Raw genomic sequence first — 23,657 nt, 5'->3', positions numbered from 1 at the left:
CGGAGGTCAGGCCGAGAGCAGTGCGGCCAGGGTCTTCTCGAGATGGGCGTTGATGGCCTTGTGCGCAGCGGCAGCCTTACCGCTGCGCACGGCCTTCACGATCGCGTCGTGCTCGGTGCAGACCGAGCTGCGGCGTTCGCGCTCGGCGTCGAGGGCCGCGACTCCGACGCGCACCTGGCGTTCACGCAGTCCGTCGTACGTCCGGGAGAGCAGGGAGCTGCCGGCCGCGTCGACCAGGACCTGGTGGAACTTGCGGTCGAGGTCGATGAAGTCGCGGCCGGTGCTGGCGACGTCGGCGACGAGAGCGCGTTGCTCGTCGAGAACCGCCTGCATCACCTCGGCGGTCTCGGCCCCCGACTTGAGAGTGTCGGCCGCATGGCGCTCGATCACCCCACGCAGCTGCATCAGCTCGCGGATCTCCCGCGACGACAGGGGCGGGACGTAGCCGCCCTTCTGCGGCACCAGCTGGAGCAGCCCCTCGGACGACAGGATCAGCAGCGCCTCGCGGACCGGCGTGCGGGAGACCCCGACCTCAGTCGCGATCGCCTGCTCGTTGATGAACTGACCTTCGACGGTCGGGTCACTCAGCACCACGGTGCGCAGGTAGTCGAGGGCGCGTTCGCGGCCGGATCGTCGTTCTTCCCCAGTAGTCACGAACACAATGTATACAACAGGCGTGCAGAGTCACGCCGGAAACGGGATCTGTCATGAGAGTCGCCCTTGCCCAGGTCAGCAGCAGCGCGGACCTCGAGGCCAACCTCGCACTCATCGCCCGGACGTCAGCGCAGGCAGCACGTCAGGGAGCCGAGCTGGTCGTCTTCCCCGAGGCGATGATGCGCTCGTTCGGCAACCCGCTGCATCCGGTCGCGGAGGGCCTCGACGGGCCGTGGGCGGAGCGGGTGCGGGAGATCGCTGCAGAGCACGGCGTCACCGTGGTCGCCGGCATGTTCACGCCTGCCGACGGCGAACGGGTCCGCAACACGTTGCTGGTCACTGGGCCCGACGTCGAGGCGTCGTACGACAAGGTCCACCTCTTCGACGCCTTCGGCTTCGCCGAGTCCGACTCCGTCGCACCCGGCTCCTCCCCCGTCGTCGTCAAGATCGCGGGAGCGACGCTCGGGCTGGCCACCTGCTACGACGTACGGTTCCCGGGCCTGTTCACCGAGCTGGCCCGCCAGGGTGCGCAGGCAGTCGTGATCTGCGCGTCCTGGGGAGCCGGTGACGGCAAGGTCGAGCAGTGGCAGCTGCTCACCAGCGCGCGGGCGCTGGACTCGACGAGCTTCGTGGTGGCCGTCGACCAGGCGCTGCCGGCCGACGCCGACCCGGGCTCCACCGCGCCGACCGGGGTCGGGCACAGTGCGGTCGTCTCACCTTGGGGCACGGTCGTCGACGAGCTCGGTGCGGAGCCGGGGCTGCTCGTGGTGGACCTCGACCTCGCCGAGGTGGACCGCGCCCGGGCTGCGATTCCGGTGCTGGCCAACGCCCGTTGGTAGCCACTCGGGCCCGGGCGATCGAGGGGTCGTGTCTTCGCCGGCGCGGGCCGCACACGACGCCAGCTGCGTCGCGCAAGCCCGCAGCGCACCAGTCGCAGCGACGGCCGACGCCACACCCCCAGGGTGGACGCCGGCCGTCGACCGGGTGCGGGATCAGCGAACGATCACCGCGCGGATCACCTCCTGGTCGATGCCGTTGCCGGCGTCGTCCGTGGCGGTGATGCGGAAGGACGCGAAGTCGGCCTTTTTCGGCACGTTCAGCATCCCGGTCCAGGAACCGCCCGAGCCCTTCAGCTTGACGGGCGACCAGGTCGCTCCGTCGTCGTAGGAGACCTTCAACGTGGCCGCGTCGACCTTGCCGGCGCCCTCGACGTCGTCGAGGTGGAACGCCTCGATGCCGATTGCGCGACGACCCGACTTCACCGCGCCCTGCAGGTCGGTGTCGAGCAGGTAGTCGGCCTGCACCAGCGGCAGGTACGTCCAGCCTTCGGTGTCACCGGTGCGGGCCCGGAAGTCCCAGGCCGTGGTGGTGCGAGTGGAGGTCGTCCACGTCTCACCCGAGCGGGCGGTCTCCATCTCGAACCGGTAGTCGGCCCAGTCCGCGGTGGTGGGCACCGTGGTCTGGATCGCCTGGAACGGGCTGGTGTCGACTTCCTCGCCGTTCTGCAACAGCGTGGTCTGCACCGTCGAGTCGTCGTCCATGCTTCCGGTGTAGCCCTGGCTCCCGCTGCTCGTCGTCGGCACGTTCACCGCGAAGAAGTCACCGGAGCGTCGCGGGTGCCAGTAGCCCTCGCCGACGCGCGGCCGGGCCACCGGGTCGAACCAGGACGCCGTGACCCGTGCGCCCGGCCGGTAGCTGAGCCGGTTGCCGCGCAGGCCCCAACCGGCCGGGTGCTGGGCGGAGGTGTACCACTCGGTGCCCTTCTCCGTGGAGACGTAGTCGACGCGGGTGGTGCCCAGGTGGACCGGCTCGCCCACCTGCAGGCAGGGCGGCCAGTTCCACGAACGGCAGTCCGCCCGGGAGTCGAACGCGAGGGTGCCCTTCGGGCCGACGAACCTGTTCGTCACCGTGGCGAGGTCGCTCAGGGCGGGTGCGTTGGACAGGTCCTCGGGGATCGCACCGCCGTACGCCTTGACCAGGTCGTAGAGGTACGGCGGAGCCTCGGTGCCGGTCACGTCGATCCGCACCTTGCGGCCACGGTCGAGTGCCGCGATGAGCGGCCGGCCCTCGGCGGCGGTCAGGGTGACCACCGGCAGGTCCGTGCCGCCGGCCCACTCCCAGACCTCGCCGGGCCGGTCGTTGACCAGCACCAGCATCCGGGCGCCGGCATCCTGCGCGGCCTGCGCACGGGTGGCCGGGTCGACCGTGTCGTCACGGGTGACCAGGACGGCCTTGCCGCGCGCATCGATGCCGGCATAGTCGGCGGGGGTTCCGCTGCCGACGTGCACCGCGGAGAGCTTGGCCGTGCCGTCCCAACGCTTCGCGGTCGGATGCACGAGCGGGTGCAGGGGCGCGCCGTCCACCGTCATCGACAGCAGCGGGGCGGTCTTGCGCCAGCGGGTGAGGAACTCGTACTCCCCGCCGGCGACCTGGCCGGTGGGTGCGGCGTACACGTCGTCGACGTTGCCGGGCACGTCGTACTGGTTGACGAACGAGGCGTACTGGCCACCGATGCCGGAGTCGTGGAAGTAGCCCGGACGCCGGTAGGTGTCGACGCTCTCCTTCGGGGTGCGCGCGGTGAGGGGGTTGGCGTCACGTGCGTCGAGGGTGAGCTGGGTGTCGCGCCCGATGACCAGGTGCGGGTTGCCGACCAGCGCCACACCCTCGTCGCCGTCCACCGGCAGCCAGCTGGTGACGGTGTAGACGCCGGGCAGGAGCCGCTGCGACGCGACCGTGCCGGTGGCCGGGTCGATGGCGAGCGTGCTGACGAACTGGTCGCCGTAGCGGTAGAGCGTCACGTAGCCGCCCGCGGGCTGGCCCGAGCGGTCGATCGCGTTCACGTCGAGGTTGTAGCGCTCTTCCTCCTTGACCAGGCCGACCGCGGTCTGCGCCACCTGCTCGCCGGCGAGGCTCGCGGTGACCGTTCCCGAGTAGTTCTTGCCGCCGGCACCGAGGTTCGGCGTCGACGTCACGGTCACCTCAGCGGTGCCCTTGGCGGGCACGGTGACCTGCGCGGCGGAGAGAGTGACCAGGCCCTCGGGCGCCGCGGCCAGGTCCTGGTCCGTGACGTGTGCGGCGAGGTCGAGGGTGACCTCCGTGTCCCCGAGGTTGGTGTAGGTGATCGTGCGGGTGGCCGGGGCGTCGTCGCCGTGCGGCCAGGCGTAGTAGCCGAGCTCGCGCGTGGCGGTGGCGACGATGTCGCCGAAGACCGCGGCCGGCACGTCGAGTCGACCGCCGCCGACCTGGTACGCCGTCTCGCCCTCGAGCGGCTTCGCGGTGCTGACCAGCGCGTCCTTGAGCTGGGCAGCGGTCCAGTCGGGGTGCTCCTGGACGAGCAGTGCTGCGGCACCGGCGACGTGCGGGGTCGCCATCGACGTGCCGCTGATCGACTTGTAGGAGCCGCTGCCGGGGGACTTCGAGGCACGGGCGGCGAGGATGTCGACGCCGGGTGCGACGATCTCGGGCTTGACGACGGCGTCGCCCAGGCGCGGGCCCATGTCCTGGAAGTAGGCGCGCTCGTCCTGGTTGTCGACGGCGCCGACGGTCAGGGCGGACTCGGCCGCGCCGGGCGAACCGATGCCGCTGACCCGTCCGTAGTTGCCGGCCGCGATCACGAACAGGGCGCCGGTGCTCTCGCTGAGCTCGTCGACGGCCAGGGCCATCGGGTCGGTGCCGTCGCTGGGCTCGGTGCTGCCCAGGCTCATGCTGACGACGTCGGCGTTGGCGGCGCCCCACTCCATCCCCTCGATGATCCAGGAGGCGACGCCGGAGCCGGAGTCGCTGAGCACCTTGCCGACCGCGAGGTCGGCCCCGGGGGCCACGCCCTTCTCCGTGCCGCCGGCTGCAGCTCCGGTGCCGGCGACGGTCGAGGCCACATGGGTCCCGTGACCGTTGACGTCCTCGACGGTCTCGCCGGGGACGAAGCTCCTGGTCGTGGCGATCTGGCCGGCGAAGTCGGGGTGCGTCTCGTCGATGCCGGTGTCGAGCACCGCGACGGTGACACCCTCGCCCTTGCGTCCCTGGGCCCAGGCCTCGGGGGCTCCGATCTGCTCCACGCTCTCGACCAGGCTGGCCTCGACCTTCTCGTCGAGGTGGATCTTCGCGATGCCGGCGGCGAACTGGCCGGACGGCCCGGACCGCGCCTGCGAGGCGGTGACGCCGTCCCAGAACTTCTCGGCCTTCGACTTGCTGGCGGCCATGGCCGCGCCGTGGATGCTCTCCAGCGCAGGCCCGCGGTCGGCGTACTTCGGGGTGGTCGGCTGGCTGCGCAGGCCGGCGCGGTACTGCACGATCAGCGGGATCTTCGTGACCGAGGCGTCGTCGTAGCCCTGCTCGATCAGGTCGGTCACGTTGAACAGGTCTGCGTCGAGCCGGCCGGAGGCGAGGAACGGCAGCGCCTCGTCGGGCACGACGTGCAGGTCCTTGCCGACCGACTGGATCTGGATGCCGCCGGTGTTGCCGGGTGCCCGCCGGACCGAGGCGGTGCCCGGTCCCTGGCCCGTGTCGGTGACGGTGACGACGTCGCCCGTGATCAACGTGACGACGTGGGAGCTGCCGGTGGCGGTGGCCGGTGCGCCAGGAGTCGGGGCTGGTTCGTCGGCGTACGACGGGGCCGTGGCCAGCAGTGCGGTGGCGACCACCGTGGCGGTGAGACCGCCGACTGCCGAGCGAGTGGATCTGGACATGGTGTGCCCTTCCGAGTGGGACTGTGGGGTAGGCATGAACATGCCACGGTGGAGTACCGTGCGCCATGGCGGAGAAGTGCCATGACACGTGCCCGCCAGCAGCTCCCCGGTTCCGCCCACTCCATCGGAGGCACGATGCTCGACGTGCTCGGACTCAACGCGATCGAAGAAGGCGCCTATCGCCGACTGGTGGAACTGCCGTCGGGGTCGGCGGAGGCGCTGGCCGCTGCCATGGGCACCGAGGTCGCGCCGCTGATCGAGGCGCTCGACTCCCTGGAGCACAAGGGCCTGGTCGCCCGGTCGACCTCCGCACAGGGCCACTTCGTCGCGTCTCCCCCGGACCTGGCCATCGGGTCGCTGATCGTGCAGCGGCAGGAGGACATCCGGCGCGCGAAGCTCGAGCTCGGGGCGCTCACCGAGCAGTACCGCGGCAGCATCGCGGAGCGCACCGACACCGACGTGATCGACGTCGTGCGTGGCGAGCAGGCGGTCGCCCAGCGCTTCGCCCAGCTGCAGCGGGGTGCCAGCGAGGAGGTGCTGGCGTTGGTGAAGTCGACCGTGGCCGTCGTGTCCGCGGAGGAGAACGTCGACGAGGAGGTGGCCCTGTCGCGAGGCGTGACGTATCGCGTGGTCGTGGAGCGGGTGGCCTTCGAGAAGCCCGGCTTCCTCGACCTCGTCGCCGAGTCCGCCCGAGCCGGCGAGCTCATCCGCGTCACCGACACCCTCCCCCTGCGCCTGGTCGTCGCGGATCGCCAGCTCGCGTTGCTGCCCCTCGCGCCGACAGCGACCAACAGTGGCGGTGGTGCCCTGCTGGTCCACCGCAGCGGACTGCTCGACGCGCTCCTGCACCTCTTCGACCTGGTCTGGGGCAGCGCGAACGAAGTGATGCCCACCGACGCCGGCATCGAGGAGCTCGCCTCGTCACGCATCGACGAGGTCGACGCGCGCATCCTCACCCTGCTGCTGGCCGGGTTGACCGACCAGGCGATCGGCGGGCAGCTCGGCATCTCGCTGCGCACCGTGCAACGACGCGTGCACCAGCTGATGGACCGGGCCCAGGTGGTGACCCGGTTCCAGCTCGGCCACGAGGCCTGCCGACGGGGCTGGGTGGGTGTGTGAGGCTCGTTGGGACCACGAGCCAGCAGACCGAGTGCACGTCGGAGCCGCGGGAATCCGCTGGCGATGACCTCGCACGCGTGTATACGTTGCCGCAATGACCTGGACCGCACCCGACGTCGAGCGCTCGGAGGACTACCCGGAGCGCCGCAACGAAACGGAACAGGTCCTGCTGCGGGACTGGCTCGACTGGCACCGCGCCACCCTGTTGCGCAAGTGCGCCGGGCTCGACGCCGTCCAACTGGCCACGCGGGCCGTGCCGCCGTCGAAGCTCTCGCTGCTGGGACTGGTGCGGCACATGAGCGACACCGAGCGCGGGTGGGTGAGGCAGACCTTCCGCGGTGAGCAGGTCCCCGACCTCTACTACCGACCCGAGAGACCTGACGCGGACTTCGCGGAGGCCGAGCCGGACGGGGCTGAGGACGACCTTTCGACCTACCGCGCCGAGTGCCGGGCCGTGGACGCCGCGCTCGAGGGTGCGAGCCTGAACGACACCTTCCTCTTCCGGGATCGAGCCCACTCGGTGCGCTGGATGTGGCAGCACCTCGTCGAGGAGTACGCACGACACAACGGACACGCCGACATAATCCGCGAAGCGATGGACGGCGACGTCGGCCTCTGAGCTCACTCGTCGAAGAGGGACCTGACGTCGTCGGCGTCGATGCCCTTGCCCATCGCGGCGTCCCCCTCGAAGACCGAGGCGAAGAGCGCGGCCTTGCGCTCCTTGAGCTCCATCACCTTCTCCTCGATGGTGCCCGTCGCGACCAGCCGGTAGACCATCACCGGCCGCCGTTGCCCGATGCGGTGTGCCCGGTCGACGGCCTGCGCCTCGCTGGCCGGGTTCCACCACGGGTCGAGGACGAAGACGTAGTCGGCCTCGGTCAGGGTGAGGCCGACGCCGCCGGCCTTGAGGCTGATCAGGAACGCGTCGGCTTCACCCTCCTTGAAGCCGTCGATCTCGGCGCGCCGGTCACGCGTCGCGCCGTCGAGGTAGCGGGTGGTGATGCCCTGCTCCTCGAGCCGGGCGCGGGCGCGCTTGAGGAACCCGGTGAACTGGCTGAACACCAGGGCGCGGTGGCCCTCGGCGGCGACCTCGACGAGGTGCTCGACCAGCGCATCGAGCTTGGCCGACCCGACCTCCTCGTGCTCGGGGTCGACCAGTGCGGCGTCGAGGCTGAGCTGGCGCAGCTTGGTCAGCGAGCTGAAGATCGCCACCCGGTTGCGGTCGAAGTCGTCGACCAGCCCGAGGATCGCCTGTCGTTCGCGCTGCAGGTGGGTGTCGTAGATGCGTTGGTGCCTGGCGCCGAGCGCCACCTCGAGCACCTGCTCCTGCTTGGCCGGCAGGTCGGCTGCGACGAGGTCCTTGGTGCGCCGCAGGATGAACGGGCGGATCCGGGTGCGGAACCGGTCGAGCGCCTGCTGGTCGCCGTCCTTCTCGACCGGCTTGACCACCAGGTCGGTGAACCGCCGCGGCCACGGGTAGAGGCCGGGCGCCACCACCGACAGCAGGGCCCACAGCTCCATCAACCTGTTCTCGAACGGGGTGCCGGTCACCGCGAGCCGGAACGGCACGTCGAGCTTGCGGACCGCTTGGTAGGTCTTGCCCTGGTGGTTCTTGATCGCCTGGGCCTCGTCGAGGACCAGGCCGCCCCACGGCAGGGCGGCGTACGCCTCGGCCTCGAGACGGAACAGCGTGTAGGAGGTGACCACCAGGTCGGCACCGGCCACCGCATCGGCCAGGGTGCAGCCACGTCGTGCCGCCGAGGCGTCGATGATGCGTACGTCGAGACCGGGCGTGTGCGTGGCGGCTTCGTGGGCCCAGGCCGTCATCACGCTGGTGGGTGCGACGACGAGGAAGGGTGCGGCACCGGAGGCCCGCGCATGGCCGATCAGGGCGAGGGTCTGCAGTGTCTTGCCGAGGCCCATGTCGTCGGCGAGGATGCCGCCCAGCCCGGACTGCCACAGCTGCACGAGCCAGCGGAACCCGTCGCGCTGATAGCTGCGCAGCTCACTCTTGAGCCCGATCGGCTCGACGTCGGGCAGCCCCTCGAGCCGGGTGAGCGCCTTCGCCGCGGCCACCCACTGCTCGGCCTGCGCGTCAACGATGCCGATCTCTGCCAGCTCGGCCCACAGGCCCAGGTCGTGACGGCCGACGCGGACGCCGTCCGACTCCTTGTCCTGGATCTCGGCGGCCGCGGCGACCAGCTTCGCCAGCCGCTCGAACTCGGGACGGTCGAGCGAGATGTGCAGCCCGGTGGGGAGGATCAGGCGCTCCTTGCCGGCGGTGAGCGCGGCCAGCACGAACGGCAGCGGGACCTGCTCGCCGTCGACCTGGATGACCACCTCGAGGTCGAGCCAGTCGGTGTGATCGGGGTCGGCGTCGCCCGGTTCGGGCTCGGTCAGCGCGAACTCGATCTCCGGCTCGCCGACCGCCTCGCGGTAGTCGGGTCGCGCTCCCACCTCGACGATCTCGACCTGGCCGCCCGCGCGCAGCGCCGGCAGCACTGCCTCGGCGAACATCAGCACCCACAGGTCGTCGAGCACCTGCCGGGCAGCCAGCGCGCCGTCGGGCCCGCGCAGCAGGTTTCCAGAAACCTCGTCGAGGGTCAGGTCGTCGAGCACGCGGGCCTCGGCACCCGGTCGGCGTACGGCGCGGGCCGGGTCGGGGCTGTCGAGGTCGAAGACCCACTCCTCGTCGTGGCGGCGGTAGACCCAGCTCCAGTGCACCGCCACCTCGGTCGCCGTACGCCAGTCGACGGTCAACCGCAGGCGCGGCGGCACCTCGTCGGGCAACGGGATCGAGCCGTCGGACGACGTGATCGGCAGACTGTTGCGCAGCCGCGGGAGGTAGTCGCGCTCGAACGTTGCACGCTCCTTTGCCGGCACGTTGAGCAGGCCGCCGCGTTCGTGGAGGCGCTGCAATGCGTCGGGGATGCGCCGGGCCAGCGGCGCCAGCAGGAGTCGCTGCATCGGGACCTGAGCCGTGGAGTTCGGCTGGGTGGGCACAGTCAGGGCCAGGCCGTGCGGGTGTCGACCGATCAGGTGCACGGAGTCTCCGGTGACCAGCCGGTCGCCGTGCCAGACCCCGAGCGTCAGGCGGCTCCCCTGCTCGGCCCCAGTGAGGTCGCCAGCGAGGTCGCCAGTGAGATCGCCAGTGACGTCGGCGGTCAGGTCGAGCGGTTCGTCGAGCAGCTCGATCGACGAGAGCCGGCCGTGCGGGATGAACGGCACGCCGACCTCGATGGCCCGACGGAGCAGGGCCCACAGCTGCGGGCCGACGTCGCGGAGGTGGGCGCTGTCGCCGGAGACCGGGCCGATGGCGGCGGCCAGGGAGCTGAGCACGGCCACCTGCTCAGGGTCGAACTCGTCGCGGAGGTGGGCGTAGTGCAGCTGCGGCCAGCCGATGCCGGTCTTGATGAACTTCGTGCGCGCGCCCTTGCGCAGCGGACGCAAGGTGACGGCCGGCGGGAGGTGCCCGGCGTACCGGCTCCGGGACGGTCGCGGCAGGTTGAACCGCAACGCCAGCCCGGGGCGGCGCGCGGGTTCGGGCGGGGTGTCCTCGAGATCGTCGAGCAGGGCGTCGAGGTCGCGGCGCCAGGTCGGCGTCGAGGGCAACGGTGGGACCCGGGCCACGGACTCACGGACGGCGAGGAACAGGGCGACCGCGTGCTTGCAGTTGACTCCCACGAAGCAGCTGCAGTCGGACGACACCCTCGGCGAGGCGGCCGGTGGCGTGATGAGCACGGCGACGGAGTAGGGACTCGCCTCGTTGCCGGCGACCCGGCCGACGATCTCGATCATCTCGCCGATCTCGTTGACCTCGAAGTCGAGCACCATGCCCTGGGCGGCATAGCTGCGGCCGCGCGCGAGGGCGCCCAGGTCGAATACCCCGGACAGGGTCACGCCGGTGATCGCGTCCAACATCTGGTGCAACGTGTGTCTCCGCTTCCCGACCCCTCGAGTCCTTCGTGGCGCCAACGGTACGGCCCCGGACCCACGTCCGCACGGCCGTCCGCCGCGCCTGTGGATGACCGCTCAGGACGGCGCGGGTCGTCAGGCGAGCAGGGCGCTCGGCACGACGGTGACGCCGTACGGCGACTGCGCGGTCCACGACTCGTCGCCCGCCACGTCGGCGACCTCGACGTATGCCCCGGCGCGGAGCTCCCACACGGTCAGCAGCGGAGCGGCCGGCAGGTTCTTCTCCGTGAAGTCCGCGCGAGGGGCCACAGCTCGCCGCTGACGATCTGGTGGCGAACACTCGGCGCAGGCGTCACGAGCAGCGCTCGGTCGATGAGCTCGTCCACAGGGCCTTGTGCGCGGCACCCATCTGGAGTTTCGTGGGAGCCATGGCCGAGCGGCAGCCGCACAAGGACTCCCGACCGTTGGACCCGCCCACGCCCGACCGGATCCGCAACATCGTCCTGGTCGGGCCCTCCTCGGCGGGCAAGACCACCCTGCTGGAAGGGCTGCTGAAGGAAGCCGGTGCGATCACCCGGGTGGGCACGGTCGAGGACGGCACCACGGTCTCCGACTTCGAGGAGGGCGAGCACGAGCACGGACGTTCGATGTCGCTCGCCGTGGCGCCGGTGCTGTACGACGGCGCGAAGCTCAACTTCCTCGACACCCCCGGCTACGCCGATTTCGTGGGCGAGCTGCGCGCGGGACTTCGTGCCGCTGACTGTGCGCTCTTCGTGGTCGCGGCGAACGAGCAGGTCGACCGCGGCACGGTGCAGCTGTGGCGCGAGTGCGACCGGGTCGGCATGCCCCGCGCCCTCGTGGTCACCAAGCTGGACCACGCCCGCGCCGACGTGGATGCCGTCGTACGCGCGGCACAGGACGCCTTCGGCGACAAGGTGCTGCCGGTCCACCTCCAGAAGGGCGACCGGCTGGTCGGGCTCATCTCGGGCGATCCGGACGACGACCGGGCCCAGCAGCTGCGCGGGGAGCTCATCGAGGGCGTGATCGAGGAGTCCGAGGACGAGTCGCTGATGGACCGCTACCTCGCCGGCGAGAAGATCGACGAGGACCTGCTGGTCGCCGACCTCGAGAAGGCAGTGGCCAGGGCCGCGCTCTTTCCGGTCATTCCGGTGGGCGCGACGACCGGTGTCGGCCTGCGCGAGCTGCTCGACCTGTGCGTGCGTGCCTTCCCCTCCCCCGCCGAGCACCCTGCCCGCGAGGTGTTCACGCCGGCCGGCAAGAAGGCGGACGCCCTGACCTCTGACCCGTCGGCCCCACTGGTCGCCGAGGTGATCAAGACGACCAGCGACCCCTACCTGGGCCGGGTCAGCCTGATCCGGGTGTTCTCCGGATCGTTCGACGCCGACGCCGACGTGCACGTCTCCGGGCACTTCTCGTCGTTCTTCGGGTCTGCGACCAGCCACGCCGACCATGACGACGACGAGCGGATCGGCGGGCTGTCCTACCCGTTCGGCAAACAGCTGGTCACCGCCCGCAAGGTGGTGGCCGGCGACATCGCCGCGATCGGCCGGCTCACCAGCGCGGAGACCGGAGACACGCTGTCGTCGGTGGAACAGCCGCGGGTCCTCGAGCCCTGGCAGCTTCCCGAACCCCTGCTGCCGGTGGCGATCGAGGCGGCCACGAAGTCCGACGAGGACAAGCTCCCCGCAGCCCTGGCCCGGCTGGCCGCCGAGGACCCGTCCCTGAAGGTCGAGAACAACACCGAGACCCGGCAGCTCGTGCTGTGGGTGCTGGGCGAGGCGCACGCCGACGCGGCCCTCGACCGGCTGCAGCGGCGCTTCGGCGTCACCGTCGAGCAGCGTGACCTGGTCGTGCCGCTGCGTGAGGCGTTCACCGTTGCCGCCAAGGGTCACGGTCGCCACGTCAAGCAGTCCGGAGGCCACGGGCAGTACGCCATCTGCGACATCGAGGTGGAGCCGTTGCCGGAGCCTGTGGGCTTCGAGTTCGTCGACAAGGTCGTCGGGGGCGCCGTACCCCGGCAGTTCATCGGCAGCGTCGAGAAGGGCGTCCGGGCGCAGATGGAGCGCGGCGTCCGCAACGGTTATCCGGTGGTGGGGCTGCGGGTGACGCTCACCGACGGGAAGTCGCACAGCGTCGACTCGTCCGACGCGGCGTTCCAGAGCGCCGGCGCGCTGGCCCTGCGTGAGGCCGCCGAGGACGGCCGGGTCGCCATGCTGGAGCCGTACGACGAGGTCTCGGTCTCGGTACCGGATGACTTCGTGGGCGCCGTGATGAGCGACCTCTCCGCACGTCACGGCCGGGTGCTGGGCACGGACAAGGTGGGCGACGACGGCACCCTGATCCGGGCACTGGTGCCGCAGCGCGAGCTGGCCCGCTACGCGATCGAGCTGCGGTCGACCACCCACGGCACCGGCAGCTTCACCCGCACCTTCGCGCACCACGAACCGATGGCCGAGGAGCACGCCCGCGACGTCACACCCCGCACGTGAGGGTCGCTGCGCCGTGCAGGATGGAGGCATGAATGTGTACCTCGCCTGGACCTCGGAGGCTCCCGAGGACCTGGCCGGACCGTGGCACGAAGCGCGACCGATCGCTCCCGGCCTGCTGCTCCTGGAGAGTGCCGAGACGCTCTCGGTCGTCTATCACGCCCTGAAGTGGGCACTGCCCCAGGAGGCGTCGCTCATCGTGTCTCCTGTGCACCAGACGCCGAAGTCGCGCGGGATGGCACCCGGCACCACGTCCTGGTTGCGGAGCCGCACCACGTCAGGCGGCGACCGGGCTTAACGATGAGTCAGCCGATCGACTGACCCACTCCCCACCGACAATGCGAACGGGCCCGACACCCGGAGGTGTCGAGCCCGTTCAGTCGTTCAGTCGATCAGCTGCAGCCGGAGGTGCTTCCGCAGCCCTCGCACACGTGGCACGAGCCGGCGGGACGCATCTTGGTGCCGCAGGTGAAGCAGAGCGGGCTGTCGATCGCCGTACCGCTGATCTTCTCGAGGAGCTCGGCGGTCGTGTGCGCACCCTGGGGGGCCTCGACCACGGTCGCCTCGATCGGGGTCTCGACAGGCTCCACCACCGAGGAGGAGGTCTCGACCACCGAGTCGGTGACGAGCTCGCCGGCGGAGCCGGTCTCCTCGGCCGGCTCGTAGGACCCCGTCTCGAGGTGACGCTGACGCTCGTCGGCGGAGTAGATGCCGAGCGCGGAGCGGTCCTCGAAGGACAGGTAGTCCAGGGCCAGGCGACGGAAGATGTAGTCCATGATCGACTGCGCCATCCGCACGTCGGGGTCGTCGGTCATGCCGGCCGGCTCGAAGCGCAGGTTGGTGAACTTCGAGACGTAGGTCTCGAGCGGGACGCCGTACTGCAGGCCGATCGAGACAGCGATCGAGAAGGCGTCCATCACACCGGCCAGGGTCGAGCCCTGCTTGCCCAGCTTGAGGAAGACCTCGCCGAGCTCGCCGTCGTCGTGGGCACCCGAGGTCATGTAGCCCTCGGCACCGCCGACGGTGAACGACGTGGTGCGCGAGACCCGCGACTTCGGCAGGCGCTTGCGGGTGGGGGCGTAGACGACCTTCTCCACGACCTTCTCGACAACCTCGGTCGCGGCGTTGGAGTCCTTGCCCTTGTTCTCACCCTTGCCCTCGGACAGTGGCTGGCCGACCTTCGCGTTGTCGCGGTAGATCGCGGTCGCCTTGAGACCGAGCTTCCAGGACTGCAGGTAGACGTCCTCGACGTCCTCGATCGTGGCGCTCTCCGGGAGGTTCACGGTCTTCGAGATTGCGCCCGAAAGGAACGGCTGAGCGGCGGCCATCATGCGCACGTGGCCCATCGGCTTGAGCGACCGGGCACCCATCGCGCAGTCGAAGACCTCGTAGTGCTCCTGACGGAGACCGGGTGCGTCGATCACGTGACCGTGCTCGGCGATGTGAGCGACGATCGCCTCGATCTGCTCCGGCTGGTAGCCGAGCTTCTTCAGCGCCCGCGGGATCGTCTGGTTGACGATCTGCATCGAGCCGCCGCCGACGAGCTTCTTGAACTTGACCAGCGAGAAGTCGGGCTCGATGCCGGTGGTGTCGCAGTCCATCATGAAGCCGATGGTTCCGGTCGGTGCGAGCACCGAGGCCTGCGCGTTGCGGAAGCCGTTGGCCTCACCGGTGGCGAGCACGTCGGCCCACGCCTGGGTGGCCAGCTTGTGCACGGCGAGGTCCTCGGTGTGCAGGGTGCGCACCGCGTCGTTGGCGGCCTGGTGCTTGCGCATGACCCGCTTGTGCGCGTCGGAGTTGCGGGCGTAGCCGGCGTAGGGGCCGACGATGCCGGCCAGCTCGGCCGAGCGCTTGTACGACGTGCCGGTCATCAGCGACGTGATCGCGGCAGCCATCGAGCGGCCGCCGTCGGAGTCGTAGCCGAGACCCATCGCCATCAGCAGGGCACCGAGGTTGGCGTAGCCGATGCCGAGCTGGCGGTAGTTGCGGGTGGTCTCGCCGATCGGCTCCGTCGGGAAGTCGGCGAAGCAGATCGAGATGTCCATCGCGGTGATGATGAACTCGACGGCCTTCGCGAAGAGCTCACCGTCGAAGGTGTCGTCGTCGCGGAGGAACTTCAGCAGGTTCAGCGAGGCCAGGTTGCACGACGAGTTGTCGAGCGACATGTATTCCGAGCACGGGTTGGACGCGGTGATGCGGCCGGTCTCGGGGTTGGTGTGCCAGTCGTTGATCGTGTCGTCGTACTGGAGACCCGGGTCGGCGCAGGACCAGGCGGCCTCGGAGATCTTGCGGAACAGGCCACGGGCGTCGACGGACTCGATGACCTCGCCGGTGCCGCGGGACTTCAGGCCGAACTCGGTGCCGTCCTCGACCGCGCGCATGAACTCGTCGGTGACGCGCACCGAGTTGTTGGCGTTCTGGTACTGGACGGAGGTGATGTCCTTGCCGCCGAGGTCCATGTCGAACCCGGCGTCACGAAGGGCACGGATCTTGTGCTCCTCGTTCATCTTGGTCTCGACGAACTCCTCGATGTCGGGGTGGTCGACGTCGAGCACGACCATCTTGGCCGCACGACGCGTGGCGCCGCCCGACTTGATGGTGCCGGCCGAGGCGTCGGCGCCGCGCATGAAGGAGACCGGGCCGGACGCCGTACCGCCGGAGGAGAGGAGTTCCTTCGACGAACGGATGCGGGAGAGGTTGAGGCCGGCGCCGGAGCCGCCCTTGAAGATGAAGCCCTCTTCCTTGTACCAGTTGAGGATTGAGTCCATCGAGTCATCCACGGAGAGGATGAAGCAGGCGGAGACCTGCTGCGGGCTCGGCGTACCGACGTTGAACCAGACCGGGGAGTTGAACGAGAAGTACTGGTGCACCAGCAGCCAGGTCAGCTCGTGCTCGAAGAGCTCGGCGTCAGCCTCGGTCTCGAAGTAGCCGTGCTCCTGGCCGGCGTCGGTGTAGGTGTTCACGACGCGGTCGATGAGCTGCTTGAGGCTCCACTCACGCGCGTCGGTGCCGACGGCGCCGCGGAAGTACTTGGTGGTGACGATCGTGGAGGCGTTGACGCTCCAGAAGTCGGGGTACTCGACACCGCGCTGCTCGAAGACCGTCTCGCCGGTCTTCCAGTTCGTCTGTACGACGTCGCGCCGCTCCCAGTTGAGCTCGTCGTAGGGGTGCACGCCCTCGGTGCTGAAGACCCGCTCGATCTTCAGGCCCTTGCTGCCGTTCCCCGTAGCGTCAGTCTGCTTCTTTGCAGTTCCGCCGCTGACCGTCTCCGTCATGTCTCCTCTTTCCCGAACTCCGGCTGGTGTCTTCTGATGGTGCTGATGGTGCAGATGTGACTGGTGTTTCCGAAGTCTGCGCTTCTCGTGAAGGTGCGCCCGGCACGCAGCTTCCCCACTACGTGCCGGGCGGTTCTTGGTCAGCCCGTGGGCTGGGGCTCCGACGCGGAGGCTGGACGCTCCGCGCGAAGCATGGCGATCTCGGCCTCGAAGTCGTCAGCCGACTCGAAGGCCCGGTAGACGCTCGCGAACCGCAGGTAGGCCACCTCGTCGAGCTCGCGCAGCGGGCCCAGGATGGCGAGGCCGACCTCGTTGGCGGGCACTTCGGCCCACCCCTCGGTGCGGAGCGCGTCTTCGACCGCCTGGCCCAGACAGGCCAGCTGGTCCTCGGTGACCGGTCGACCCTTGCAGGCCTTGCGGGCACCACTGATCGCCTTGTCGCGGGTGAACGGCTCGGTCGCGCCACTGCGCTTGAGCACGGTCAACTGCATCTGCTCGACCGTGCTGAACCGCTTGTTGCACGACGGGCAGGTGCGGCGGCGGCGGATCGAGCCGCCGTCGTCGGCGACGCGGGAGTCGAGCACGCGGGTGTCGGTGCTGCGGCAGTACGGGCAGTGCATGTCTGGCAGCCTCCTTCACGCGTCATGATCGACTCGACGTTGTGGATGACGAGTCGTTTCCTGTGGACAACTTGCGGTCACATGTGGGTTCAGCACCCGGCCCCTGTGGACTAGATGTGGAAAACCACAACGGTGTAACTACTAGATGTAGTGGTAACCGTACGTCGGTCACGGAACCGATGCAAGCCCCGCCCCTGATCAATTTCGACACCTCGGCATAACCGCAGGTCAGAGCCGAAACGGCGCCGCGACACGGCTGTCTGGACCACTCGAGTCACAGGCGTCACAGCTGGTGGAGGCCGGTCCGTCACTGCAGGAAATCACGCGGATTCCGCCGAATTCCCTTCAGCGTTGCCCTGACCTCCACTCCGCAGCACCGCTCCGACCGCACATCTGGGCCCACACGAGCTGGGAACACCGGTCCAGCCCCGCGACCACAGGATCCGCGCCAGTGCCGCCGCCAGTCGACACGGGGTCAGCACCTGACGCCATCGCGCGCGGACGGTGACCCGCTGATCCGTGAGCGCGTCAATGTCGCGGTCGAGATCGTTCCACCCGTCGTCGCTCCACTCGTGCCCGAGACGTCCGTCGAGCTCGACGAGCACGCCGTACTCCGGGTAGTCGACGTCGCGGAACACGACTCCCGACGTACGTCGCTCCCGGCCTTGACGTTTCGCCGTCGGCAGTCGGTGGCGACGCTCCACGTCGACCAGGTAGCGGTGCTCGAGCACGGACCATGCCCCAGTCGCGATGTCGGCCAGCAGGCGCCTCAGGAACTTCCGGTGCCTCAGCCTGGGCCGCCCCTCGAGGGCGTCGATCAGACGCCCGGGCGTCGTACGGCGCGACTGGACCGAGTCCGAGAGGACAGCGACGGCGCCGGTCTCGTCGGGAGCGCGGGCGGCGACGTCAAGCACGGCGTGCTCCACCCTGACTCGCGGTGGGCTCTTTGCCATCAGCGCCGCATCCTCGAAGCCGACGATGCGGTGCAGCCTGATGCCGGGCTTCCGATCCGGGGAGCGGGTGGCGTCGACCGCGACCTCGATGGGCGGACCTTGTGGCCAGGGCTGGCCGCTCGAGCCGCCCGGGGCAGGCACGCCCGGCGCACCGGGCGGCACCCGCGCCAGGAACCGCGGCACCCTCAACCCGTGGGCGATCAACGCCGACTCCCCCGCCAACGCTGCCGGCCAGTGGTAGAGGACTGCGACCCATGCGCATTGCTCCCACGAGAGCGGACCGTTGTGGTTGACGTAGACACCGTCCAGCACACGGAACCAGTCCCGGCGCCGCACCATGCGAGTGAGGTCGTTGTCGGTGCCTCCGCGGGCGATCACCTGACGACGCGAGATCACCCCTGACTGCACCTGCACCAGGTGGCCCCACTCTGCAGCTTCCATCCGTCGAGCGTTCCCGGACCGACCGTGCCCGGCAACCGGCTGTCGGGCTGCCTGTGGACAGAGCTCGACGCCGCACGTCGATCACTGCAGGGAATCACGCGGATCCCGCCGATTTCCCTTCAGCGACCGACGTGGTCCCGAGCACATCTGTCGCGAACCGGTCACCTGCAGTTGGCACGCCTGTCAGAATGGCCCGCGTGGGTGCAGCAGGAAAGCGCGCGGGATCACGGCGGGGGCCAAAGAAACGGTCACTCCCGAACAAACGCGTGCTCCTGCTCAGCCTCGCGATCACGCTCTGCGTCGTCGCGTGGGGCTATCTGGTCTACGCCGCCATCGACTTCGGCTCCGAAGCGCGCGGTGGAGAGTCGCAGGCCTGGGCCTTCCTCGGACTGGCCTGCCTGGGCGCTGCGGCGTGCCTGTTCACCGGCATGATCCTGGTCGGGCGCCTGCTCCGTGCGGCCGGCATCGTCAGCGACCCGGCTCCGATCGCCGACGAACCGACCATCACGTCGTACGTCGACCTGCCGCCACGCATCTCTCCCGGCGGGCTGACCGACGAGGACACGGCGCAGCTGCCGACGATTCCGGCACCTCGCCACCAGGGCGGCAAGCGCGCCGCTCGCTGAGCAGGTGGTCGGCAGAGCAGCTGCCGGAGGACCAGCACCCGCCGCAGCGACAGAACTTAGTTAGGTTAACCTAACTTCATGGTCCCGCCGTCGTCCTCGCCTTCCCCGACAACGGCCTGGGGCCTCCTTCTGCGCGGGCTCCGCCGCAACAAGGGCCGCCTGGCCGCCGGGTTCGCCCTGCTCAGCCTGTGGCAGCTGTGCGAGACCCTGGTCCCGGTGATGATCGGCGTGATCATCGACCGCGCCGTGGCCACCTCGAGTGTCCGCGGCCTCGTCGTCACCGGCGCAGGCCTGGTCGTCCTGTTCGCCGTGCTCAGCTACGCCTATCGCTTCGGCGCCCGCATCGCCTTCGCCGTGGTGCAACGGGAGATGCACGAGATCCGGGTCGAGATCGCACGCCATGCCCTGAACCCGCGCGGAGCCCGCAGCAAGCTGCTGCCCGGCGAGACCCTGTCGCTGGCCACCGCCGACGCCGAGATGGTCGGCTTCATGCTGCGCTCGGTCGGGTTCACGATCGCGGCGACCCTGTCGGTCATCGTGGCCGCCGTGCTGCTGTTCAGCATCGACCTGGTGCTCGGGCTGGTGGTCGTGATCGGCGTTCCCCTGGTCCTGGCGCTGACCCAGGTCGTCACGCCGGCGATCTCACGACGCACCGAGCACCAGCAGGAGACGATCGCCGAGGCGACCGGCGTGGCCACCGACCTGATCCGCGGCCTGCGCGTGCTCAAGGGCATCGGAGCCGAGTCCGTCGCCGGCTCGCGCTATCGAACGCTCAGCCAGAAGGCGCGTACGGCGAGCATCGCCAGCACGTCGACGTACGGCCTGATGTCTGGCCTGACCGCCGGCCTGAGCGGACTCTTCCTCGCGGTGGTCGCCCTGGTCGCCGGGCACCGGGCGCTGTCGGGCGACATCACGATCGGTGAGCTCGTCGCCGTCGTCGGGCTGACGCAGTACCTCGCCGAACCGCTCGGCATGCTCGGCGACATCAGCGCCCACACAGCACGCGCCCACGCGTCGGCACGGCGCATCGTGACCTACCTGCAGACCCCACCGCTGGTCGCGGCCGGCGACGCGACCCCGTTGCCCGGCGGTGACCTGGTGCTGCGCGGGGTTCGTGGTGAGGGCCTGGACGGCCTCGACCTCGCGTCGCGCCCCGGCGAGATCCTCGGCCTGGCCGTGGAGGACCCGATCACAGCCGGCGAGCTCGTGCGCCTGTTGGCCGGTGACGTCACCGCGAAGGAGGGCGAGGTGTCGCTCGACGGTGTCGCGCTCTCCGAGCTGGCCATCACCTCCCGGCGATCGCGGATGCTGGTCAGCCCGCACCACGTCGACCTCTTCGAGGGAACCCTGCGCAGCAACGTGGATCCGCTCGACCGCCTCGACGACGACTCCTTGGCGGCCCTGCTCGCGGCCTCGTCGGCGTCCGACGTCGTGGCGCTCTCGCCGGAGGACGTCGACCAGCCGGTCAGCGTCGACGGCAGCACGTGGTCGGGCGGGCAACGCCAACGTGTCGCGCTGGCGCGGGCCCTCGCCGTCGACGTACCGCTGCTGGTGCTGCACGACCCGACCACGGCGGTCGACGCGGTCACCGAGCACCGCATCGCCGCAGGCATCCGCGAGGCGCGCGGCACCGACCGGCGTACGACGTGGCTGATCACCAGCAGCCCCGCACTCCTGGCCCAGGCCGACCGCGTGGTGCTCGTGCGCGAGGGCCGAGTCGTCGCCGAGGGAACCCACCACGACCTCGCCGGGAACCCGGCCTACGCGGAGCTGGTGCTGCGATGAGCCGCGACATCCTGCCCATTGCCGACCGTCGGGAGACCTCACGCCTCGCGTGGCAGCTCATGCGCCACCACCCGGTCGCCCTGGCCCTGGCCACGGCCTCGTTCGCGGTCGCCGGACTGGCCGCACTCGTCGCACCCTGGATGCTCGGCCAGATCGTCGACGCGGTCCGCGAGGACGCCCCGGGATCCGACATCAACCGCTACGCCGTGACCATTGCCGCCGCTGCCGTCCTGGGCGCGGTCGCCACGTGGGCATCGGTGTCGTTCCTGGCCCGCGCGGGCGAACCGGCGCTGGCCGAGCTGCGCGAAGAAGTGCTCGACAAGGCACTCGGCCTCGACTCTGCGCGGGTGGAGGCGGCCGGCACGGGCGACCTGCTCTCGCGCGTCGGTGACGACGCCCGGGCCGTGGCGAACTCGCTGACCGACATCATCCCGACCCTGGTCAACTCGCTGGTGCTGGTCGGCTTCACTGCGGTCGGACTGTTCGCCCTCGACTGGCGACTCGGGCTCGCCGGCCTGGCGACCATCCCGTTCTACGTGATGGGGCTGCGGTGGTACCTCCCGCGTTCCGGCCCGTTCTACGCCCGCGAACGCGTCGCGCAGGGCGAGCGCGCCCAGGCGCTGGTCAGTGGGCTCCAGGGGGCGCCGACCCTGCGCGCCTACGCCCTGGAAGACGCGCACGTCGACGAGATCACCAAGCGCTCCGACGACGCGCGCGAGATCACCGTGACCGTGTTCGCGCTCCTGACCCGCTTCTTCGCCCGGTCGAACCGCGCCGAGCTGATCGGCCTGTGCCTGGTGCTCGGCACCGGCTTCTGGCTGGTCCGGGCCGACGAGGTCACCGTCGGAGCGGTGACCGCTGCCGCGCTCTACTTCCACCGGCTGTTCAACCCGATCGGCGCGCTGCTGTTCATCTTCGACGAGGTGCAGTCCACGGGCGCCTCGCTGGCCCGACTGGCCGGCGTCTCGCTGATGCAGCCACCGCCCACGGGCTCGGCCGTGCCACCCGCGTCGCCCGGCCCGCTCGAGCTGCTCGCGGTCTGCCACGAGTACGTCGAGGGCCGGCCGGTCCTCTCCGAGGTGACGCTGACCATCGCGCCGGGTGAACGGGTCGCGCTCGTCGGCGCCACCGGAGCCGGCAAGACCACCCTCGGTGCGATTGCCGCCGGCGTACTTCCCGCCGGGGCGGGCGCCGTCTCCCTCGCCGGTGTTCCGTACGGCGACCTCGCGCCCGACGCCCTTCGTTCGAAGGTGTCGCTGATCAGCCAGGACGTCCACGTCTTCTCCGGCACCGTGCGCGAGGCGGTCACCCTGGTCGACGCGTCCGCGGGTGACGAGGCGGTGCGTTCGGCACTGGCCGCCGTCTCCGCACTGGGCTGGGTCGACGCCATGCCCGACGGACTCGACACGGTCGTCGGCGACGGCGGACACCCGCTCACCCCTGCGCAGGCCCAGCAGCTGGCGCTGGCCCGGATCGTGTTGGCCGACCCCTGGTTCGTCGTACTCGACGAGGCCACGGCTGAGGCCGGCTCCGCCGGCGCGCGAGACCTTGAGCGGGCCGCACTGGCGGTGACCGAGGGGCGCGGCGCGTTGGTCGTGGCGCACCGGCTCACCCAGTCGGAGTCCGCGGACCGGGTGCTGGTGCTGCACGAGGGCCGGGTCGTCGAATCCGGATCGCACCCAGAGCTGCTGGCTGCCGCGGGAAGGTACGCCGAGCTCTGGGCGGCCTGGTCCGGGGAGTGAGTTCGTGGAATCCGCTCACCCGATGGTGGCCGGTGACCTAGCCTTGTCCGGGCGCCGGGAGGGTGTCGTCGAACCGTGAGGGGTCCCCACATGTCTGTCCGCACGAGCATTGCCCGCACCTGTGTCCTGGCCGTGGTGATCTCCGGCGTCGTCGGTGTCGTGGGGTCCGCGTCGGCTGCCGTGGTGCAGACGCCGTCCTCGAACCTCGCCAGCGGCGACTTCGACGACCTGCCCACCGAGGCGACCTGCACGGTGACCCAGGCTGGTTCAACTGACTCGTCAGACACCGGAACACTGACCCTGACCCAGGAGCAAGGCACGTCACCGATCCTCGGATTGCCGGTACTCAAGGTCACCGCGCGGGTGAACATCTCTGTCGCCAAGCACAAAGACATCGCAGTAGTTCTGAAGAACTCGAGCAAAGCAATTACCCTCTCGAGTTCTGGATTCCTCGGTCTGGGCGGCGGCGACCCCAATTTTACAAATACCGTGTTCGACGATGCAGCAGCAACCAGTATCGACAACGCAGCCTCCCCCCGCACCGGCACTTACAGGCCGAGCGTTCCCCTGAGCGGATTCAACAACTCAGAGACGAACGGCACATGGACGCTCACCTCGAAGAAGGACTCCCTCGCTGGCACGGCGGGCACCATCAGCTCATGGTCACTGACAATCACCTACGACTGCGACTTCGATGACGACACCAGGGCGAACGAGGACGACAATTGTCCCGAGGTCGACAACTACGACCAACGCAACACCGACGGCGACAAGCTGGGTGACGTGTGCGACCCCGACATGGACGGCGACGGCGTGGCCAACGGCGACGACAACTGCCCCAGCAACGCCAACGCCACCCAGCGCGACATGAACCACAACGGCATGGGCGACCCGTGCGACCCCGACGCCGACTCCGACGGCTACGAGAAGGGCGACGCCTGCCCGCTGGCCGCCGCCTACAACGACACCGGCTGCCCGCCGTTGGCCCGCACCGGGACGATCGCCTACGGCGTCCGCGTGAAGCAGTTCAAGGGAGTGCTGCGCTCGCCGGTCAACGCCTGCGTCTCGCGCAAGGTGGTCGAGCTCCGGCGCGTGATGGGGCCGGGTCGTTCGGCGCGAGTGGGCCTGGCCCGCACGTCCACCCGAGGCGTCTGGACGCTGCCCCGCGCCAGGCGCAAGCCCGGCAAGTTCTACGCGCTGATCAAGCCGACATTCCTCACCCAGGGACTGTGCCGGCAGGCCCAGTCGAAGGTGATCCGGGTCCGCTGACGGGTTCCCTGACCCGCCCCGCGACACGTCGAACATTTGTTCGGCCGCTCTCTTGATTCGTTCGAA

Annotated in this window: 16 protein-coding genes; 9 read left to right on the top strand and 7 right to left on the bottom strand. The window is 70.0% G+C overall.

What is annotated here, in order from left to right; all coding sequences use genetic code 11:
* Positions 1 to 6: 6 nt before the first annotated feature.
* A complete protein-coding gene (locus ASD66_RS19530) occupies positions 7 to 654 on the bottom strand; it encodes a GntR family transcriptional regulator (protein WP_056892339.1) in 648 nt (215 codons plus the stop codon).
* A 53-nt stretch (positions 655 to 707) separates the two neighbouring features.
* Between ASD66_RS19530 and ASD66_RS19525 the strand changes: the two genes are divergently transcribed.
* Positions 708 to 1,493, top strand: coding sequence for a carbon-nitrogen hydrolase family protein (locus tag ASD66_RS19525; RefSeq protein WP_056891938.1), 786 nt, complete (start codon positions 708 to 710; stop codon positions 1,491 to 1,493).
* A 153-nt stretch (positions 1,494 to 1,646) separates the two neighbouring features.
* On the opposite strand, the gene ASD66_RS19520 is transcribed toward ASD66_RS19525, so the two are convergent.
* Positions 1,647 to 5,339 (bottom strand): S8 family serine peptidase, encoded by a 3,693-nt coding sequence (locus tag ASD66_RS19520; RefSeq protein WP_056891937.1) that lies wholly within the window; start codon positions 5,337 to 5,339, stop codon positions 1,647 to 1,649.
* 81 nt (positions 5,340 to 5,420) lie between these two features.
* Here ASD66_RS19520 and ASD66_RS19515 point away from each other — a divergent pair, with 81 nt between their 5' ends.
* Together ASD66_RS19515 and ASD66_RS19510 are read left to right on the top strand one after the other, a co-directional pair.
* Positions 5,421 to 6,458 (top strand): helix-turn-helix domain-containing protein, encoded by a 1,038-nt coding sequence (locus ASD66_RS19515; protein WP_056891936.1) that lies wholly within the window; start codon positions 5,421 to 5,423, stop codon positions 6,456 to 6,458.
* A gap of 94 nt (positions 6,459 to 6,552) precedes the next feature.
* Positions 6,553 to 7,077 carry a DinB family protein gene (locus tag ASD66_RS19510; RefSeq protein WP_056891935.1) on the top strand — a complete coding sequence of 175 codons (525 nt, stop codon included), beginning with the start codon at positions 6,553 to 6,555 and terminating at the stop codon, positions 7,075 to 7,077.
* Positions 7,078 to 7,079: 2 nt separating this feature from the next.
* Here ASD66_RS19510 and ASD66_RS19505 read toward each other — a convergent pair whose 3' ends face one another.
* A complete protein-coding gene (locus ASD66_RS19505) occupies positions 7,080 to 10,379 on the bottom strand; it encodes a DEAD/DEAH box helicase (RefSeq protein WP_056891934.1) in 3,300 nt (1,099 codons plus the stop codon).
* Positions 10,380 to 10,508: 129 nt separating this feature from the next.
* On the bottom strand, positions 10,509 to 10,682 hold the full coding sequence (locus tag ASD66_RS24560) for a hypothetical protein (protein WP_156388799.1): 174 nt from the start codon (positions 10,680 to 10,682) through the stop codon (positions 10,509 to 10,511).
* A 119-nt stretch (positions 10,683 to 10,801) separates the two neighbouring features.
* Here ASD66_RS24560 and ASD66_RS19500 point away from each other — a divergent pair, with 119 nt between their 5' ends.
* Both ASD66_RS19500 and ASD66_RS19495 read left to right on the top strand, forming a co-directional pair.
* Positions 10,802 to 12,883 (top strand): elongation factor G-like protein EF-G2, encoded by a 2,082-nt coding sequence (locus ASD66_RS19500; protein ID WP_056891933.1) that lies wholly within the window; start codon positions 10,802 to 10,804, stop codon positions 12,881 to 12,883.
* A gap of 28 nt (positions 12,884 to 12,911) precedes the next feature.
* Positions 12,912 to 13,178 carry a hypothetical protein gene (locus ASD66_RS19495; RefSeq protein ID WP_056682029.1) on the top strand — a complete coding sequence of 89 codons (267 nt, stop codon included), beginning with the start codon at positions 12,912 to 12,914 and terminating at the stop codon, positions 13,176 to 13,178.
* Between the two features lie 94 nt (positions 13,179 to 13,272).
* Here ASD66_RS19495 and ASD66_RS19490 read toward each other — a convergent pair whose 3' ends face one another.
* From ASD66_RS19490 to ASD66_RS19480, 3 genes are all read right to left on the bottom strand, one after another.
* Positions 13,273 to 16,155, bottom strand: coding sequence for a vitamin B12-dependent ribonucleotide reductase (locus ASD66_RS19490; RefSeq protein ID WP_056891932.1), 2,883 nt, complete (start codon positions 16,153 to 16,155; stop codon positions 13,273 to 13,275).
* A gap of 140 nt (positions 16,156 to 16,295) precedes the next feature.
* On the bottom strand, positions 16,296 to 16,775 hold the full coding sequence (gene nrdR, locus ASD66_RS19485; protein ID WP_056682035.1) for a transcriptional regulator NrdR: 480 nt from the start codon (positions 16,773 to 16,775) through the stop codon (positions 16,296 to 16,298).
* A gap of 320 nt (positions 16,776 to 17,095) precedes the next feature.
* Positions 17,096 to 18,169 carry a hypothetical protein gene (locus tag ASD66_RS19480; RefSeq protein WP_056891931.1) on the bottom strand — a complete coding sequence of 358 codons (1,074 nt, stop codon included), beginning with the start codon at positions 18,167 to 18,169 and terminating at the stop codon, positions 17,096 to 17,098.
* 266 nt (positions 18,170 to 18,435) lie between these two features.
* Here ASD66_RS19480 and ASD66_RS19475 point away from each other — a divergent pair, with 266 nt between their 5' ends.
* The 4 genes from ASD66_RS19475 (at position 18,436) to ASD66_RS19460 (ending at position 23,591) form a co-directional block, all read left to right on the top strand.
* On the top strand, positions 18,436 to 18,795 hold the full coding sequence (locus ASD66_RS19475) for a hypothetical protein (RefSeq protein ID WP_056891930.1): 360 nt from the start codon (positions 18,436 to 18,438) through the stop codon (positions 18,793 to 18,795).
* A 78-nt stretch (positions 18,796 to 18,873) separates the two neighbouring features.
* Complete coding sequence (locus tag ASD66_RS19470) at positions 18,874 to 20,580, top strand: ABC transporter ATP-binding protein (RefSeq protein WP_056891929.1); 1,707 nt, start codon at positions 18,874 to 18,876, stop codon at positions 20,578 to 20,580.
* Positions 20,577 to 22,322 carry an ABC transporter ATP-binding protein gene (locus ASD66_RS19465; RefSeq protein ID WP_056891928.1) on the top strand — a complete coding sequence of 582 codons (1,746 nt, stop codon included), beginning with the start codon at positions 20,577 to 20,579 and terminating at the stop codon, positions 22,320 to 22,322. The genes ASD66_RS19470 and ASD66_RS19465 overlap by 4 nt, the downstream gene beginning before the upstream one ends.
* Before the next feature lie 90 nt (positions 22,323 to 22,412).
* Positions 22,413 to 23,591, top strand: coding sequence for a thrombospondin type 3 repeat-containing protein (locus ASD66_RS19460; protein ID WP_056891927.1), 1,179 nt, complete (start codon positions 22,413 to 22,415; stop codon positions 23,589 to 23,591).
* Positions 23,592 to 23,657: the final 66 nt, after the last annotated feature.

This window comes from Nocardioides sp. Root151 (genome assembly GCF_001427925.1).
Taxonomy (GTDB): Bacteria; Actinomycetota; Actinomycetes; order Propionibacteriales; family Nocardioidaceae; genus Nocardioides.
Note: the sequence above shows the minus strand (reverse complement) of the source record. Positions and strands in the feature narration are given on the sequence as shown.

What these genes read in the sequence shown, in the direction of transcription:
- ASD66_RS19525 (WP_056891938.1), top strand. Translation starts at nt 708, where the DNA reads ATGAGAGTCGCCCTTGCCCAGGTCAGCAGCAGCGCGGACCTCGAGGCC.
- ASD66_RS19520 (WP_056891937.1), bottom strand. Translation starts at nt 5,339, where the DNA reads ATGTCCAGATCCACTCGCTCGGCAGTCGGCGGTCTCACCGCCACGGTG.
- ASD66_RS19515 (WP_056891936.1), top strand. Translation starts at nt 5,421, where the DNA reads ATGACACGTGCCCGCCAGCAGCTCCCCGGTTCCGCCCACTCCATCGGA.
- ASD66_RS19510 (WP_056891935.1), top strand. Translation starts at nt 6,553, where the DNA reads ATGACCTGGACCGCACCCGACGTCGAGCGCTCGGAGGACTACCCGGAG.
- ASD66_RS19505 (WP_056891934.1), bottom strand. Translation starts at nt 10,379, where the DNA reads ATGTTGGACGCGATCACCGGCGTGACCCTGTCCGGGGTATTCGACCTG.
- ASD66_RS19500 (WP_056891933.1), top strand. Translation starts at nt 10,802, where the DNA reads ATGGCCGAGCGGCAGCCGCACAAGGACTCCCGACCGTTGGACCCGCCC.
- ASD66_RS19495 (WP_056682029.1), top strand. Translation starts at nt 12,912, where the DNA reads ATGAATGTGTACCTCGCCTGGACCTCGGAGGCTCCCGAGGACCTGGCC.
- ASD66_RS19490 (WP_056891932.1), bottom strand. Translation starts at nt 16,155, where the DNA reads ATGACGGAGACGGTCAGCGGCGGAACTGCAAAGAAGCAGACTGACGCT.
- nrdR (WP_056682035.1), bottom strand. Translation starts at nt 16,775, where the DNA reads ATGCACTGCCCGTACTGCCGCAGCACCGACACCCGCGTGCTCGACTCC.
- ASD66_RS19480 (WP_056891931.1), bottom strand. Translation starts at nt 18,169, where the DNA reads ATGGAAGCTGCAGAGTGGGGCCACCTGGTGCAGGTGCAGTCAGGGGTG.
- ASD66_RS19470 (WP_056891929.1), top strand. Translation starts at nt 18,874, where the DNA reads ATGGTCCCGCCGTCGTCCTCGCCTTCCCCGACAACGGCCTGGGGCCTC.
- ASD66_RS19465 (WP_056891928.1), top strand. Translation starts at nt 20,577, where the DNA reads ATGAGCCGCGACATCCTGCCCATTGCCGACCGTCGGGAGACCTCACGC.
- ASD66_RS19460 (WP_056891927.1), top strand. Translation starts at nt 22,413, where the DNA reads ATGTCTGTCCGCACGAGCATTGCCCGCACCTGTGTCCTGGCCGTGGTG.